13 protein-coding genes are annotated in these 14,818 nt (G+C 73.6%); 9 read left to right on the top strand and 4 right to left on the bottom strand.

From position 1 onward, the window contains the following. Position 1: 1 nt before the first annotated feature. The 5 genes from ACZ4EG_RS13575 (at position 2) to ACZ4EG_RS13555 (ending at position 8,209) form a co-directional block, all read left to right on the top strand. Positions 2–4,663, top strand: a complete 4,662-nt coding sequence (locus tag ACZ4EG_RS13575; protein WP_467790749.1) for a beta-ketoacyl synthase N-terminal-like domain-containing protein — start codon at positions 2–4, stop codon at positions 4,661–4,663. Beyond that, on the top strand, positions 4,660–4,980 hold the full coding sequence (locus ACZ4EG_RS13570) for an acyl carrier protein (RefSeq protein WP_467790748.1): 321 nt from the start codon (positions 4,660–4,662) through the stop codon (positions 4,978–4,980). The genes ACZ4EG_RS13575 and ACZ4EG_RS13570 overlap by 4 nt, the downstream gene beginning before the upstream one ends. Before the next feature lie 3 nt (positions 4,981–4,983). Then, positions 4,984–5,805 (top strand): alpha/beta fold hydrolase, encoded by an 822-nt coding sequence (locus ACZ4EG_RS13565; RefSeq protein ID WP_467790747.1) that lies wholly within the window; start codon positions 4,984–4,986, stop codon positions 5,803–5,805. Continuing rightward, positions 5,802–6,986 (top strand): glycosyltransferase, encoded by a 1,185-nt coding sequence (locus ACZ4EG_RS13560; protein WP_467790746.1) that lies wholly within the window; start codon positions 5,802–5,804, stop codon positions 6,984–6,986. The genes ACZ4EG_RS13565 and ACZ4EG_RS13560 overlap by 4 nt, the downstream gene beginning before the upstream one ends. 185 nt (positions 6,987–7,171) lie before the next feature. Continuing rightward, positions 7,172–8,209 carry a class I SAM-dependent methyltransferase gene (locus tag ACZ4EG_RS13555; RefSeq protein WP_467790814.1) on the top strand — a complete coding sequence of 346 codons (1,038 nt, stop codon included), beginning with the start codon at positions 7,172–7,174 and terminating at the stop codon, positions 8,207–8,209. A gap of 8 nt (positions 8,210–8,217) precedes the next feature. Here the strand turns inward: ACZ4EG_RS13555 and ACZ4EG_RS13550 are convergent, their stop codons facing one another. Further along, a complete protein-coding gene (locus ACZ4EG_RS13550; RefSeq protein ID WP_467790745.1) occupies positions 8,218–9,213 on the bottom strand; it encodes a lysylphosphatidylglycerol synthase transmembrane domain-containing protein in 996 nt (331 codons plus the stop codon). A gap of 253 nt (positions 9,214–9,466) precedes the next feature. On the opposite strand from ACZ4EG_RS13550, the gene ACZ4EG_RS13545 reads away from it, so the two are divergent. Further along, positions 9,467–10,114, top strand: a complete 648-nt coding sequence (locus tag ACZ4EG_RS13545) for a DedA family protein (RefSeq protein ID WP_453554045.1) — start codon at positions 9,467–9,469, stop codon at positions 10,112–10,114. Positions 10,115–10,159: 45 nt separating this feature from the next. Here the strand turns inward: ACZ4EG_RS13545 and ACZ4EG_RS13540 are convergent, their stop codons facing one another. After that, positions 10,160–10,693, bottom strand: coding sequence for a gamma carbonic anhydrase family protein (locus ACZ4EG_RS13540; protein WP_453554043.1), 534 nt, complete (start codon positions 10,691–10,693; stop codon positions 10,160–10,162). Positions 10,694–10,809: 116 nt separating this feature from the next. Here ACZ4EG_RS13540 and ACZ4EG_RS13535 point away from each other — a divergent pair, with 116 nt between their 5' ends. Next, positions 10,810–11,574 carry an acyltransferase gene (locus tag ACZ4EG_RS13535; protein WP_467790744.1) on the top strand — a complete coding sequence of 255 codons (765 nt, stop codon included), beginning with the start codon at positions 10,810–10,812 and terminating at the stop codon, positions 11,572–11,574. A gap of 1 nt (position 11,575) precedes the next feature. Here the strand turns inward: ACZ4EG_RS13535 and ACZ4EG_RS13530 are convergent, their stop codons facing one another. Continuing rightward, positions 11,576–12,433 (bottom strand): EamA family transporter, encoded by an 858-nt coding sequence (locus ACZ4EG_RS13530; RefSeq protein ID WP_467790743.1) that lies wholly within the window; start codon positions 12,431–12,433, stop codon positions 11,576–11,578. 93 nt (positions 12,434–12,526) lie between these two features. On the opposite strand from ACZ4EG_RS13530, the gene ACZ4EG_RS13525 reads away from it, so the two are divergent. Together ACZ4EG_RS13525 and ACZ4EG_RS13520 are read left to right on the top strand one after the other, a co-directional pair. Continuing rightward, positions 12,527–13,099 (top strand): helix-turn-helix domain-containing protein, encoded by a 573-nt coding sequence (locus tag ACZ4EG_RS13525; protein WP_363299947.1) that lies wholly within the window; start codon positions 12,527–12,529, stop codon positions 13,097–13,099. 43 nt (positions 13,100–13,142) lie between these two features. Then, complete coding sequence (locus tag ACZ4EG_RS13520; RefSeq protein ID WP_453554038.1) at positions 13,143–13,700, top strand: YbaK/EbsC family protein; 558 nt, start codon at positions 13,143–13,145, stop codon at positions 13,698–13,700. Positions 13,701–13,724: 24 nt separating this feature from the next. Here ACZ4EG_RS13520 and ACZ4EG_RS13515 read toward each other — a convergent pair whose 3' ends face one another. Further along, positions 13,725–14,813, bottom strand: a complete 1,089-nt coding sequence (locus ACZ4EG_RS13515; RefSeq protein ID WP_467790742.1) for a cation diffusion facilitator family transporter — start codon at positions 14,811–14,813, stop codon at positions 13,725–13,727. Positions 14,814–14,818 lie beyond the last annotated feature (5 nt).

Below are 14,818 nucleotides of genomic sequence, written 5' to 3'. Positions count from 1 at the left end.
CATGCGTCAGGACGCGGTCGCCATCGTGGGGATGGCGGTGCTGCTGCCCGGCGCCGCCGGTCTCGACGCCTACTGGCGCAATCTGCGGGACGGCGTGGACGCGATCGGGGAGGTGCCGGCGGGCCGCTGGGACACCGACTACTACCGCCCCGGCTCCGCGGCCGGACCTGCCGTGGCCGACCAGGTGTACTGCCGGCGCGGTGGCTTCGTGGACGGCCTGGCCGAGGTGGAGGTCACCCGCTACGGCATCATGCCCGCCTCGGTGCCCGGCACCGAGCCCGACCAGCTGATCGCGCTGAACGTGGCCGCCGAGGCGCTCGCCGACGCGGGGGCCGGAGAGCGGCTGCCCGACCGGCACCGCGTCGGGGTCGTCCTGGGCCGGGGCGGCTACCTCACCCCCGGCCTGGTCCGGCTCGACCAGCGGGTCCGCACCGCGGGTCAGCTCGTCCGCACCCTGGGCGAGCTGCTGCCCGACCTGACACCAGGTCAACTGGACCGGGTGCGCGAGGCGTTCACCGACCGTCTGGGGCCGACGAGCCCCGAGTCCGCGATCGGCCTGGTCCCCAACCTCGCCGCGTCCCGGATCGCCAACCGGCTCGACCTGCGCGGCCCGGCCTACACCGTCGACGCGGCCTGTGCCTCCTCGCTGGTCGCCGTCGACCAGGCCGTCGGCGAACTCACCTCCGGGCGCTGCGATCTGATGCTGGCCGGGGGAGTGCACCACTGCCACGACATCACCCTGTGGAGCGTCTTCTCCCAGCTGCGCGCGCTCTCCCCGAGCCAGCGCATCCGCCCCTTCCACCGCGACGCCGACGGCATCCTCATCGGCGAGGGCACCGGCATCGTCGTACTGAAGCGCCTCGCGGACGCCCAGCGCGACGGCGACCGTGTCTACGCGGTGATCCGGGGCACCGGCGTGGCCAGCGACGGCCGTACGGCCGGACTGGTCAACCCCGACCCCGGCGGTCAGGCACACGCCGTGCGCCAGGCGTGGCGGGCCGCCGGACTCGACCCCGCCGCGCCCGGCTCGGTCGGCCTCCTGGAGGCGCACGGCACCGCGACACCTGCCGGGGACGCCGCCGAACTGGCCACCCTCACCGCGGTGTTCGGGCCGGGCGAGGCGTACGGCGACGAACGCGCGGTGATCGGCTCGGTGAAGTCGATGATCGGCCACACCATGCCGGCCGCCGGAGTCGCGGGACTGGTCAAGGCCGCCCTCGCGCTCCACCACCGCACCCTGCTGCCCACCCTCCACTGCGACACCCCGCACCCCGCTCTCGCGGGCACCCGCTTCCGCCCGCTGGAGAAGGCGGTCCCCTGGGAGACCGGCCCCGAGCGGCCGGTACGGCGGGCAGCGGTGAACGCCTTCGGGTTCGGGGGGATCAACGCCCATGTGGTGCTGGAGGAAGCACCCGGCGCGGCCGCGCGGTCCACGGGGAGCCCAGGGCCCCGAGCCACGGTTGCCGTCGCCGAAGCCGAGCGTGTCCTCCTGCTCGCCGCCGACAGCCCCGAGCGGCTGGCCGCCGCCCTGGACACCGACGACTCCGCAGTCCTCGCCTCCGGGCTCGACGCCGCCCACACCCACCCGGACGCGGGCCCGGCCCGCCTCGGCATCGTCGAACCGACCGCCAAGCGGCTCGCCCTGGCCCGCCGGGCGGTCGCCAAGGGCCGGGCCTGGCAGGGCCGCAACGACGTATGGTTCCGCCCCCGGCCGCTCCTCGGCGGCGCGGACGGCAGGCTCGCCTTCGTCTTCCCCGGCCTCGAAGGCGACTTCGCGCCCCGCGTCGACGACATCGCCGCCCACTTCTGCCTCGCCGCGCTCGCTCCCGCCGACGAGGAGGTGCGGGTCGCGGACGTGGGCCGGCACGGATTCGGTGTCGTCGGCGTCGGGCGGCTCCTCGACGCCGCGCTGCGCCGCATGGGGGTCGTCCCCGACGCGGTGGCCGGGCACAGCGTCGGCGAGTGGACGGCGATGGCCGTGGCAGGGCTGTACTCCGGCGATCAGGTCGACGCGTTCATGGCGGACTTCGACCCGGACACGGTGACCGTGCCGGGCCTCACCTTCGGCGCGGTCGGCGCGTCCGCCGAGCGCGTCCGGGCGGCCCTGCGCGAGGACTGGGCGGGTGCCGGGATCGTGCTCTCTCACGACAACGCCCCCCACCAGTCGATGGTGTGCGGGCCGGACGGCGCGGTGGAGGAGTTCGTACGGTCCTTCCGGGCCCAGGGCGTGATCTGCCAGGTGCTGCCGTTCCGGTCCGGGTTCCACACGCCGATGCTGGAGCCGTACCTCTCGCCCATCAAGGAGGCGGCGGACCGGTTCCGGCTCCATCCGCCGACCGTGCCCGTGTGGTCGGGGACGACCGCGGCACCCTTCCCCGAGGGGGAGGCCGCGGTCCGCGAGCTGTTCGTCCGGCATCTGCTGGAACCCGTCCGCTTCCGGCAGCTCGTCGAGGCCCTGTACGCGGCCGGCCACCGCACCTTCGTCCAGACCGGCCCGGGCAGGCTCGCCTCCCTCATCGGCGACACGCTCGGCGACCGCGACCACCTGGCCGTTGCGGCCAACTCACCGCACCGCCCGGGACTGTCCCAACTCCGTTGCGTGGCGACGGCGTTGTGGACGGCGGGCGCGAGCGTGGCACCGGCACTGCCGACCCCGGCCGCCCGGGCGGCCGGTCGCGGTGTCCCCGAGCGCCGACCGGTCCGGCTCGATCTCGGGGGAGCCCTGGTCTCCCTCGACGACCGGGTCCTCGGCGGGCTCCGTACCGACCTGCGCACGGCATCCCCGGCGCCGTCGGGTGCCGTACGCGTCGGCGCGGCCGATCCCACCCCGTCGCCCCTCGACGCCGTGGCCGGACGCTTCCCCGTGGCCGCCGAGCTGAGCGCGCTGCTGCGCGACACCGCGGACATGGCGGCCGCGCTGATCGGCGCGGCCGACCGCCCACCGAGCAGGGCCTACGTTCCGACCGCGGTCCGGCCCGGGGCGCCCGCCAAGGCTGTGCACGGGGCGGTCACCACCCCGACCGCGCCCCACGGCAGCTCCACGCCCCATCAGCCACCGACCACCCCCGACACCTGGCAGACCACCCTCCACGTGTCCCCGCACACCATGCCCCACCTCCTCGACCACTGCTTCTTCCCGCAGCGCCCCGGCTGGCCGGACGTGGCCGACCGCTGGCCCGTCGTCCCGGCGACCACGATCGTGCGGCACATGATGGACGCGGCGGAACGGGCCGCACCGGGCATGCGGGCGGTCGCCGTGCACGGGGCGCGCTTCGACCGCTGGCTCACCGCGACGCCCGCCGTCGACGTCCCGGTCACCGTCACCCGGACCCCCCAAGACCCGAACCGGTGCACCGTCACCTTCGGCCCCACGGCCCGCGCGGTCGTCGAACTGGCCGCGGCCCACCCCACCCCGCCCCACGTCCGAACAGAGCCGCCCCGACCCGAACGCACCCCCGACCACACGGCCGCCCAGCTCTACGAAGAGCGCTGGATGTTCCACGGCCCGGCCTTCCAGGGCGTCACGGAACTCACCGCGATCGGCGAGAAGCACATACGCGGGGTGATCACCACACCCGCGGCCCCCGGCGCCCTGCTCGACAACGTGGGCCAGATCCTCGGCTACTGGATCATGGCCACGCGCACCGAACGGACCGTGGTCTTCCCCGTGCAGATGCGGCACATGCGCTTCTACGGGCCGCATCCGGCTCCGGGCACGCAGGTCGAATGCCTGGTGCGCATCACCTCGCTCGCCGACACCCTCCTTGAGGCGGACATCGAGCTGACCGTCGCGGGCCGGGTGTGGGCGCAGCTCACCGGCTGGCAGGACCGACGCTTCGACAACGACCCGCAGACCCGCCCGGTCGAACGCTTCCCCGAGCGCAACACCCTCTCCGAACCGCGCCCCGGCGGCTGGTCGTTGCTGCACGAGCGGTGGCCGGACCTCGCATCGCGCGAGCTGATCATGCGCAACTCACTCGGCGGAGCGGAGCGTTCCGAGTACGCCGCGCAGGCCCCGCGCGGCCGCCGGCAGTGGCTGCTCGGCCGGATCGCCGCCAAGGACGCGGTGCGCCGGTGGCTGTGGGAGCACGGCGAAGGGCCCTTGTTCCCGGCCGAACTGCGGGTCCGCAACGACGACTTGGGCCGCCCGTACGTCACCGGCGAGCACGGCCGCGCCCTGCCCCCGCTGGACGTTTCCCTTGCGCACCGCGCCGAGGCCGCCGTGGCGATCGTACGGCCCCACACCCCCGGTCCCGGCCCCGGTATCGACATCGAAGAGGTCAGCGAACGCGACCCGGCGGCCCTCGCCGCCGCCCTGGGCGCCGACGAACTCCGGCTCCTGCGCGCCCGGTGCGCGGACGGCGAGGACTCCGAGCCACTCTGGTTCACCCGGTTCTGGGCGGCGAAGGAGGCGGTGGCCAAGGCGGAGGGCACCGGATTCGGCGGACGGCCCCGGGACTTCGCAGTGTTCGACGCGGCCCCGGACGGCAGCCGCCTGCTGGTCTCGGGCCGTCTGGAACGCGCGTACACGGTGCACTGCCGATCCGTCCGCAACACCCCCGCACTGCCGGACCGGGAGTACGTCGTGGCCTGGACGACGGGACCGGTGGAGGCCGGAGAACTGCCCGCAGCGGCATCGGACGAAGAGGAGCACCGTCGATGAACCCCATCCAGCCGACCACCGAGCCCGCCGACGAGGAGGCCGTGCTCGCCGACATCAGAGGCATGCTCCTGATCCTCCTGGAGGAGTACGGCGAGGACGACGTGGAGATCGGCATGAGCACCACGTTCAACCGCGACCTGGAACTGGAGAGCATCGACCTGGTGACCCTGGCGGGCCTCCTGGAACAGCGGTACGGAGACCAGGTCAACTTCGCGGAGTTCCTCGCCGGTATGGACTTCGACGAGATCATCGAGCTCACCGTCGGCAGGCTCGTCGAGCACGTGGTGCAGAGCCTGAAGGCCGCGGAGGCGGGCTGACACATGGCGATCGTCGACACCGGTGACATCCGGCTGCACGTACAGAGAATGGGCCCCCGCCAGGGGCGCCCGAAGGTCGCGACCGCGGTGCTCGTGCACGGGCTGCTCACCGACAGCCTGGCCAGCTACTACTTCACCGTGGCCCCCGCCTTCGCCGTGGCGGGCATCGACGTGGTCATGTACGACCTGCGCGGTCACGGCCGCAGCGAACGCCCGCGGAGCGGCTACACCCTCGACCACAACATCGACGACCTGGAGGCGCTCCTCGACCGGCTGGACGTCACCGGCCCCGTCCACCTCGTCGGCAACTCCTACGGTGGCACCATCGCCTTCGGCTGGGCGGCCCGCCACCCCGGGCGCACGGCGAGCCTCACCCTGATCGAGTCCGAGCCGGCGACCGCGGCCTGGGCGGCGAAACTGGGCGGCATCCTGGACCGGGTGGTGACCGAGCTGGCGTACAACGAGCCCGACGCGATCGCCTGGATCACGTCCCACCGCAGCCACAACACGGCCCGTCTGGCCAAGGGCGCGGCGCGGCTCGCAAGGGAGACCACCCTCGGCCGGGACATCCCCGCCAGCCGCGTGCTGACCGAGGACGAGATCAGGTCCGTGCGCTGCCCGGTCCTCGGGGTCTACGGCGGTGACTCGGACCTGGTGGAGCTGGTGTCCCTGAAGGAGACGCTGCTCGGGGACTTCCGGTCCGTCGTACTGCCGGGGCACGAGCACTCGGTGCTGGTGGAGGCGCCGGGGGCCGTCGGCGGGCACATCCTGGAGCTGATCCGCACGGCGAGCGGGGGCCGGCCGGTGGGGGCCGAGGCCCGGTGAGCCGTTTCCTGTTCGTGGTGCCGCCCCTGGTCGGGCACATCAACCCGACGGTCGGCGTCGCGGCCGAACTCACCGCGCGCGGGCACCGGGTGGCGTGGGGGTGCGCCGATCCCGGGCTGGTGCGCAGGCTCGCGGGAGCGGACGCCGACGTGTTCCCGTGCGACGGCGTCACGGGGGTCGAGCGGCCGCCCGACCTGCGTGGCCCGGAGGCGCTGAAGTTCCTGTGGGAGGGGTACCTGGTGCCGCTCGCCGACGCGATGGCCCCGGGCGTGCGGGCGGCGGTGGACGGCTTCCGGCCGGACGTGGTCGTCGCCGACCAACAGGCTTTCGCCGGCGCCCTGGTGGCCGAGCGCCTGCGGCTTCCCTGGGCCACCTCCGCCACCACGTCGGCCGAGTTCACCGACGCGTACGACGGCATGCCGAGGGTCGCCGCCTGGCTGCGGGAGCGGCTGACCGAACTGCGGGGACGGATCGGCGACCCCTCCGGCACCGCCGATCCGCGGTTCTCACCTCACCTGGTCCTGGCCTTCACCACGCCCGAACTCGTCGGCCCCACGGGCGAGAAGGGGGAGGCGATCCGCTGTGTCGGCCCCTCGATCGCGGACCGTCCGGCCGAGCCCGGCTTCCCCTGGGAGTGGCTGGACCCGGGCCGGGCCAAGGTCCTGGTGACCCTCGGCACCGCCAACGCCGACGCCGGTGGCCGGTTTCTCGCCGAGTGCCTGACCGCGCTGCGCGAACGGGCCGACCGGGTACAGGCGGTGCTCGTCGATCCGGGCGGCACCCTGGCCGCGACCGGTGGCGACGAGGACGTACTGATCCTGCCCGCCGTGCCCCAACTCCCGCTCCTGGCAAGGGTCGACGCGGTGATCTGCCACGCCGGGCACAACACGGTCTGCGAGGCCCTGTGGCACGGGGTTCCGCTGGTCGTCGCCCCGATCCGTGACGACCAGCCCGTGGTGGCCGCGCAGGTGGTCGACGCGGGAGCCGGCATCAGGGTGAGGTTCGGCCGGGTCACCGCACCCCGGCTGGGCGCGGCCCTCGACACCGTCCTGCACGAACCCGCCCACCGCGAGGCGGCCGCCCGCCTGCGCACGGCGTTCCGCACCGCGGGCGGCGCCCACGCGGCGGCGACCCACCTCGAACGGCTCGGGACAGGCCGAGGGCACGACCGACAGCCATGAGCGGAGACGCGATGAGCGACAAGACACAGTCGAACGGCGGGAGCGAGCCCATGGACGCAACCGAATCCGTGGGCGACGGAGAGCTCGCGGACGCAACCGAACCCGTGGGTGGCACGGAGCCCGTGGGCGCCACGGAACCTGTGGACGCAACCGAGTCCGCCCACGCCCCCGACCGCGCCGCGCGCATCGCCGCCCTGCGCCCCCGCTACCAGGCCGATCTGGCCGACGGCGTGGGCCGGTTCTTCGAGCCGCGGCGCACCAGCTGCCCCTGGTGCGGCTCGGAGCGGCTGAGCACCCGGCTGCGCACCACGGATCTGCTCCAGCACAAGCCGGGCCGCTTCGAGCTCGACCGGTGCGAGGACTGCGGGCACACCTTCCAGAACCCGCGGCTGAACGAGGCCGGTCTGGAGTTCTACTACCGCGACTTCTACGACGGCCTCGGCGAGCAGAAGATGGGCGGCACCTTCGGCGGCCGGACCAAGATGTACCGAGGCCGCGCCGAATCCATGCTGCCGCACGACCCCACCCCGAAGAACTGGCTGGACGTCGGCACCGGCCACGGCCACTTCTGCGAGGCCGCCCGCGAGGTGCTGCCGGGCACGGTCTTCGACGGCCTGGACTTCACGGACGGCGTCGAGCTCGCCGAACGCGAGGGAAGGGTGGAGCACGGCCACCGCGGCTCCTTCCCGGAGCTCGCCCCGGAACTCACCGCCCGCTACGACGTGGTCAGCATGTTCCACTACCTGGAGCACAGCACCGACCCCGACCGCGAACTGCGGGCCGCGCACGAGGTCGTACGGCCCGGCGGCCATCTGCTCATCGAGGTCCCGGACCCGCAGAGCCGCTACGCCCGCCTCCTGGGCCGCTGGTGGCTGCCCTGGCTCCAGCCGCAGCATCTGCACTTCGTGCCCGTCGCCAATCTGCGCCGCCGCCTGACCGACCTGGGATTCACGGTGGTCGCGGAGCAGCACGCGCAGCCGCACGACCCGGTGGATCTGCTCGCCGCGGTCTGGCTGGCCCTGGACCACACCGCCCCGCGCGAGGACGCGCCGTGGCTGGCGCAACCGCCGGGCGCGGTCCGGCGCGGGCTGCGCACCGCCGTGGTCCTCGCGGGGGTGCCCGCCCTCGCCCTCGGCACGCTCCTGGACCGGTTCGCGGTACGGCCCCTCTCGCACCGTCTGGGGCTGTCCAACGCCTACCGGCTCGTGGCCCGGCGCGACTGAGCCGGGGCTCAGAGCACCTTGGCGCGGATCAGTGCCGACAGCACGAGGGCCCCCGGCAGCAACGGCAGCCAGTCCGTCAGCACCCGGAAGCCGATCACGGTCGCCGTGGCCAGGGCCACCGGGGAGCCGAAGGCCGCCAGCGTGAACACCAGCGCCGCGTCCACCGCGAGGCCCCCGGGTGCGGGCACCGCCCCCACCGCGGTGCCCGCGGCGAGGTAGGCGAGGACCACGTGCGCCCAGGGGACCGGCAGCTCCAGCGCGGCCCCGACCGAGGCGATCACGCACCCCTGGAGCAGCGGCATCGCGGCCGCCCCGCCCCACAGGGCGAGCACACGGCAGGGCCGGGTGTGCAGCAGGCGCGCGTCGGCCAGGGCGGTGCGCAGCAGCCCCGTCACCGGGCGGCGCAGCGGACGTACGACGGCCAGGGCCAGCCCGGCGACGGCGGCACCGGTGCCGACGACGGCGAGCACCGGTACGAGCGTCCGCCCGTCCGGGAGCAGCTCGCCCAGCCGCCGCCAGGCCGGGGAGGCCGCAAGGAACACCACGAGCACGATCGCCTTCGCGACGGACTTGGCCAGGGAGTACAGGGCGATCGAGGCGGTGGCGCGGTCGAGCGGTACCCCGCGGCCGCGCAGGAAGCGCACGGTGACCGCGTGCGCGCCGATGCCCCCGGGCAGCGCGTGGTTCGCGGCCCCGGCGGCGAACTGCGAGGCCAACAGCAGCCCCGGCGGCAGCCGGTCCGGCACGGCGCCCTGGCGGACACACGAGGCCGCGACCCAGCCCAGGCAGGTGAAGCCCCCGCCGGCCAGCAGCCACCAGGGGTCGGCCGCGACCAGCCGCGCGGCACCCTCGTGGACGAGGGACCGGTTGGTCAGTCCCCAGATCCCGGCCAGCAGGAGAGGGCTCAGGCACAGCGCCAGCCGGACGGGACGGGCGACCATCGGGTGCGCGGGCGCGTCGGAGCGGAGTGGGGACGTCGATGAGAGCGAGGACAGCGAGGACACGGGCACGTCGTCCTTCCGCATCGGGCCGCGCGGCGGGACCGGGAGATGCGAGGCGGCGGGGGGAACCGCGGGGGAGCCTTCCCGTTCCGTGTGACATGCGGATGTCCGAAAACCGAAGGACCGTCGGCGGGACGGTGCCGTGCTGCCGGGGCTTGCCCGGCTGCCGTCGCGCGGCGAGCAGGTAGCCTTCCTTGGGGCGCGCCTTACGGGTGACGTCCCGGAAAGCAAGGACGCGACAGGGGAGGAAACGGCGTTGCACGTCCAGGAATGGCTCGACACCGTGCCGGCGGCCGCCGTCTATGCCGTGGTGGCCCTGGTCATCGGTCTGGAGAGCCTGGGTATCCCGCTGCCGGGCGAGATCGTCCTGGTGTCGGCGGCCCTGCTCTCCTCGCAGCACTCGGGCATCAACCCGATCGTTCTCGGTGCCTGCGCGACCGTGGGCGCCGTCGTCGGCGACTCCATCGGCTACGCGATCGGCCGCAAGGGCGGGCGTCCGCTGCTGGCCTGGCTGGGCAAGAAGTTCCCCAGGCACTTCGGCGAGGGCCATATCGCCACCGCCGAGCGGTCCTTCGAGAAGTGGGGCATGTGGGCCGTCTTCTTCGGCCGCTTCGTCGCCCTGCTGCGGATCTTCGCCGGCCCGCTCGCGGGTGTGCTGCACATGCCGTACTGGAAGTTCCTGATCGCCAATGTCCTCGGCGGCATCTGCTGGGCGGGCGGCACCACGGCGGTCATCTACTACGTCGGCGTGGTCGCCGAGGACTGGCTCAAGCGCTTCTCGTATCTGGGCCTGGTGGTGGCCGCGCTGATCGGCCTGACGTCGGTGCTGGTGCTGAAGCGGAAGGCGAAGAAGGCGGCGGCCGAGCGGGCCGCGGAACAGGAACCCGTCCCGGCCGCCGACTAGGACCGGGAGCAGGAGCAGGAGCAGGACCAGGACGTCAGCAGGGCGTCACGCCTTGTCGTGCACGTCCTGGTGTGCCTTCGCCAGGTCCGCGTACAGCGTGCCGTTCAGGGTGACGCCCTCCCGCTCCTCGGCGGTCAGTTCCCGCTTCACCTTGGCCGGCACCCCTGCCACCAGTGAGCCCGGCGGCACCACCATCCCCTGCGGTACCAGCGCCTGAGCGGCGACCAAAGAGCCCGCGCCGATCACCGCCCCGTTGAGCACGGTCGCTCCCATGCCGATCAGACAGTCGTCCCCGACGGTCGCCCCGTGCACCACGGCGTTGTGCCCGATGGAGACCCGCTCGCCGACCGTGACCGGAAACCCGGGGTCCGCGTGAAGGGTGGCGTTGTCCTGGACATTGGCGCTCGCACCGACGGTGATCCGCTCGGTGTCGCCGCGCACCACCGCGCCGTACCAGACACTCGCTCCCGCGAGCAGGACCACGTCGCCGATCACACAGGCCGTGGGCGCGACGAACGACTCCGGGTCGATCTCGGGGTCCTTGCCGCCCATGCCCACGATCAGCGCCTTGTGCGTCATCACGGTCTCCCGGTCTTTGGTCGTGTTCGGTACCCCCGCACCGTACGCCAACGGTGGGGCGAAGATCACAGCGGTCCGGCCTCATGGGCACAGTCGGTGCTGAGTACCGTGAGTGGGTGCCCAAGCCCAAGAACACGTTCTCATCCTGGCGGCGCCGCATCGCCCAGCGGGCGGTCCACGCCGGCTGGGCCTGGGTGCAGCGCACGGGATCCGTCACCGCCGAGCGCCCGGGGCGCCTCCGCTTCGGCGCGATGGGAACAGGTACCAGACTCGCCTTCCCGCTCGGCACGGTCTTCGGCGAACCCTGGATCCATCTGGGCTCCCACTGCATCGTCGCCGAGCAGGTCACCCTGACCGCGGGCCTGATGCCCGATCTCGACCTCGGCCCCGACCCGATCCTGCGCATCGGCGACGGGGTCGTCCTGGGCCGCGGCAGCCATGTCATCGCCGACACCACGGTGACGATCGGCAGCGACTGCTACTTCGGTCCGTACGTCTATGTCACGTCCACGAACCACTCGTACGACGATCCGCACGAGCCCATCGGCAGGCAGTGGCCGCGGATGGAGCCGGTGGAGATCGGTCCGGGCTGCTGGATCGGCACGGGTGCGGTGATCCTGCCGGGCGCGCGGATCGGCCGGAACGTGGTCGTGGCGGCCGGTGCCGTGGTCCGCGGGACGGTGCCCGACCACGCCGTGGTGGCCGGGGCACCCGCCCGGGTCGTACGGCGCTGGACTCCCGGCGACGGCTGGCAGCCGCCGCTGCGCACACCCGCGCCGGTACCGATCCCGGACGGTGTCACCCCGGATCAGCTGCGGGCCCTCGCGGACCTCGACGAGGAGGGCGCCGAGCGGCTGGCCCGGCTGGAGGCCGACGGCTGACTCAGCCGGTCGCCAGCAGGAGCGTCCCGAGCAGGGCGAGTCCGGCACCCGCGGCCTGGACGGCCCGCAGCCGTTCGCTGAGGAAGCCGCGTGCGGCCAGGGCGGTCACCACCGGGTAGAGCGAGGCGAGGACCGCCGCCACGGTGACCGGGCCGTGCTGGGCGGCGACCGAGTAGGTGCCGTTGGCCGCGACGTCGGCGAGGCCGACGAAGGCGAGCGCGGGCAGCGAGGCCCAGGGGAAGCCGCCCTCGGGAAGGGCGGCGCCGCCCCGCCGGACCGACACGTACAGCGCGGCGCCACCGACCGCGACATTGGTCAGCCGCTGTACGAACAGGGCCAGGAACAGGCCGGTGACGGTGGTCGAGGCCTCGGTGATGAGCGCGAACACCGTGCCGAAGCCGAGCGCCGCGACGAGCGTGAGCACGATCGTCTGCCGCTGTACGGGGGCGCCCCTGAGCTGGGGACCGCCCGCGAGTACCACACCGGTCACGGCGACGGCGATGCCCGCGACCTGCAGCAGCCCCGGACGCTCGCCGAGGAACAGACCGACACCCACGGGAACGCCCACGCTGAGTGTGGCGAGCGGGGAGACCACGCCCATCGGGCCCAGGGCCAGCGCCTTGTAGAAGGCGAACAGGGCGACCGGACCCACCAGGCCCGCCGCGAAGGCGAACCACAGCCGTGGACCCGCCTCGGTCCAGCCGCTGGTCGCCACGACGACCGCGCCGAGGACGGCCGCCGCGATCCCCTGGGAGACGACCACCACCGTCAGGGCCGGAGTGCGCCGTGTCAGCAGCCCGCCGCCGAAGTCGGCCAGGCCCCACAGGAGACTGGTGGCCAGGGCGAAGAATGCTGTCACGGGCCGCCTCGCAGTACAGTTCGGTGAACGATCAGGTGCACCCCACCGTAGTTCATTCAATTAAACTATGTCATCCAGAATATTGGACGGAAAGTGTCGGACCTCGACCTGCTGACCCAGTCCCTGGCGCGCACCGTCAAGCACTGGCGCGCGGTGCGCGGCTTCACCCTGGACGTACTGGCCGCCCGGGCAGGCGTCAGCCGCGGCATGCTCATCCAGATCGAGCAGGCCCGCACCAACCCCAGCCTCGGCACCGTCGTCAAGATCGGCGACGCGCTCGGCATCAGCATCACCACACTGCTCGACTACGAGCAGGGCCCGAAGGTCCGGATCGTCCCCGCCGAGCAGGCCGTACGGCTCTGGCACACGGACGCCGGCAGCTACAACCGGCTGCTCGCGGGCACCGAGGCCCCCGGTCCGCTGGAGATGTGGGACTGGCGCCTGATGCCCGGCGAGCACAGCTCCTCCGACCCGCACCCCACCGGCACGGTCGAACTCGTCCATGTCACGGCCGGGGAGCTGACCCTCACCGTCGACGGCACGGACTACCGCGTCCCGGCCGGCGCGAGCGCCTCCTTCGAGGCCAACACACCCCACACCTACGGCAACACCGGCGACGTACCGATGGAGATGGTGATGGCGGTCTCGGTGCCGCCCGTCCCCTGAGACGTCCGGCCGCCCGCCGTTTCACGGCTGTTAGCGTGCGGCCATGCGCGCACCCATCGGACACTTCGACACCGCCGCACCGGCCCCCGACTGCCTGGACGAACTGACCCGCCCGGTCGCCGACGCCGTACGCCAGTGGCGCGGCAGCGTCCCCGCCGACCAGATCGTCTACGTCGAGACCGATCCGCAGTGGGCCGACACCGCCGTCTTCGTCGAGCACTACGGCCGCGAGCTGCTGGAGCGGTCGGCCAACTGCGTGGTGGTCGCGGGCAAGCGGGGCGGCGAGACCACCCTGGCCGCGTGCGTCGTGCTGTCCACCACCCGGGTCGACGTCAACGGCGTCGTGCGCCGGCAACTCGGTGCCCGCAAGGCCTCGTTCGCCTCGATGGACCTGGCGACGGGGGAGACCGGCATGGAGTACGGCGGCATCACCCCGGTCGGACTGCCGGGCGGCTGGCCCGTGCTGGTGGACTCCGCGGTCGTCGATCTGCCCTATGTCCTGGTCGGCAGCGGACGCCGGCGCGGCAAGCTGCTCGTGCCCGGCAAGGCGTTCGCCGAGCTGCCGGGCGCGGTGGTGCTGGAGGGGCTGGGGATCGCCTGACGCCGGACCGCGGCGAGCGGGGCGTCAGCCCGTCAGATGGTGGGCCAGGGCCAGATGCGGGTCCGCCTCGCCCGGCACGGGTGCCGGATCGGCGTGGACCAGCGCCGCGGTGAGCCTCGGGACGGCGTGCAGCAGGGCGTGCTCGGCCTCGACGGCGACGGCGTGCGCCTGCCGTACCGTCGCCTCGCCGTCCACCACGACCGCGACCTCGGCCCGCAGCCGGTGCCCGATCCAGCGCAGCCGCAGCTCGCCCACCTCGCGTACGCCCGGCACCTCCCGCAACGCCCGCTCGGCCCGGTCCACCAGTGCCGGGTCGACGGCGTCCATCACCCGCCGGAACACCTCGCGCGCCGCGTCCCGCAGCACCAGCACGATGGCGGCGGTGATCGCCAACCCCACGAGCGGGTCGGCCAGGTGCAGACCCAGCGCCGAACCCGCCGCGCCCACCAGCACGGCCAGCGAGGTGAATCCGTCCGTACGGGCGTGCAGACCGTCGGCGACCAGCGCGGCCGAGCCGATCGACCGGCCCACCCGGATCCGGTACCGGGCCACCCACTCGTTGCCCGCGAATCCGACCAGGGCGGCCATGGCCACGGCCGGTACCTGCGCCACGGGGCGCGGATCGAGGAGCCGTTCCACCGCCGCCCACGCCGCGAAGGCCGCGGACGCGGCGATCGTCAGCACGATCGCGATGCCCGCGAGGTCCTCCGCGCGTCCGTAGCCGTACGTGAAGCGCCGGGTCGCGGCGCGGCGGCCGAGCACGAAGGCGATGCCCAGCGGTACGGCGGTCAGCGCGTCCGCGGCGTTGTGCACCGTGTCGCCGAGCAGGGCCACCGACCCGGACACGACCACCACGACCGCCTGTATCAGCGCCGTCGCGCCCAGCACGGCCAGCGAGACCCAGAGCGCGCGCATGCCCCGGGCCGAGGACTCCAGGGCCGGGTCGAGCTTGTCGGCGGTCTCGTGGGAGTGGGGGGTGAACAGATGGGTGAGGCGGTGGCGGAGACCGGTCGAGGGATGGGTGTGGGCGTGGTCGTGCCCATGGTCATGGCCGTGCCCGTGGGCGTCCGCGTGCGCATGGCCATGGTCGTGGGAGTGGTGCCGGTCGCTCACATCGA

The organism is Streptomyces sp. NPDC025638, from assembly GCF_055558775.1.
The sequence above is the reverse complement of the archived record's forward strand: the minus strand, read 5'-3'. Positions and strand labels throughout refer to the sequence as shown.

Bases quoted from the DNA above. Each gene is read 5' to 3' on its own strand.
- ACZ4EG_RS13540 (WP_453554043.1), bottom strand. From the start codon at position 10,693: ATGACGCACAAGGCGCTGATCGTGGGCATGGGCGGCAAGGACCCCGAG.
- ACZ4EG_RS13575 (WP_467790749.1), top strand. From the start codon at position 2: ATGCGTCAGGACGCGGTCGCCATCGTGGGGATGGCGGTGCTGCTGCCC.
- ACZ4EG_RS13570 (WP_467790748.1), top strand. From the start codon at position 4,660: ATGAACCCCATCCAGCCGACCACCGAGCCCGCCGACGAGGAGGCCGTG.
- ACZ4EG_RS13565 (WP_467790747.1), top strand. From the start codon at position 4,984: ATGGCGATCGTCGACACCGGTGACATCCGGCTGCACGTACAGAGAATG.
- ACZ4EG_RS13520 (WP_453554038.1), top strand. From the start codon at position 13,143: ATGCGCGCACCCATCGGACACTTCGACACCGCCGCACCGGCCCCCGAC.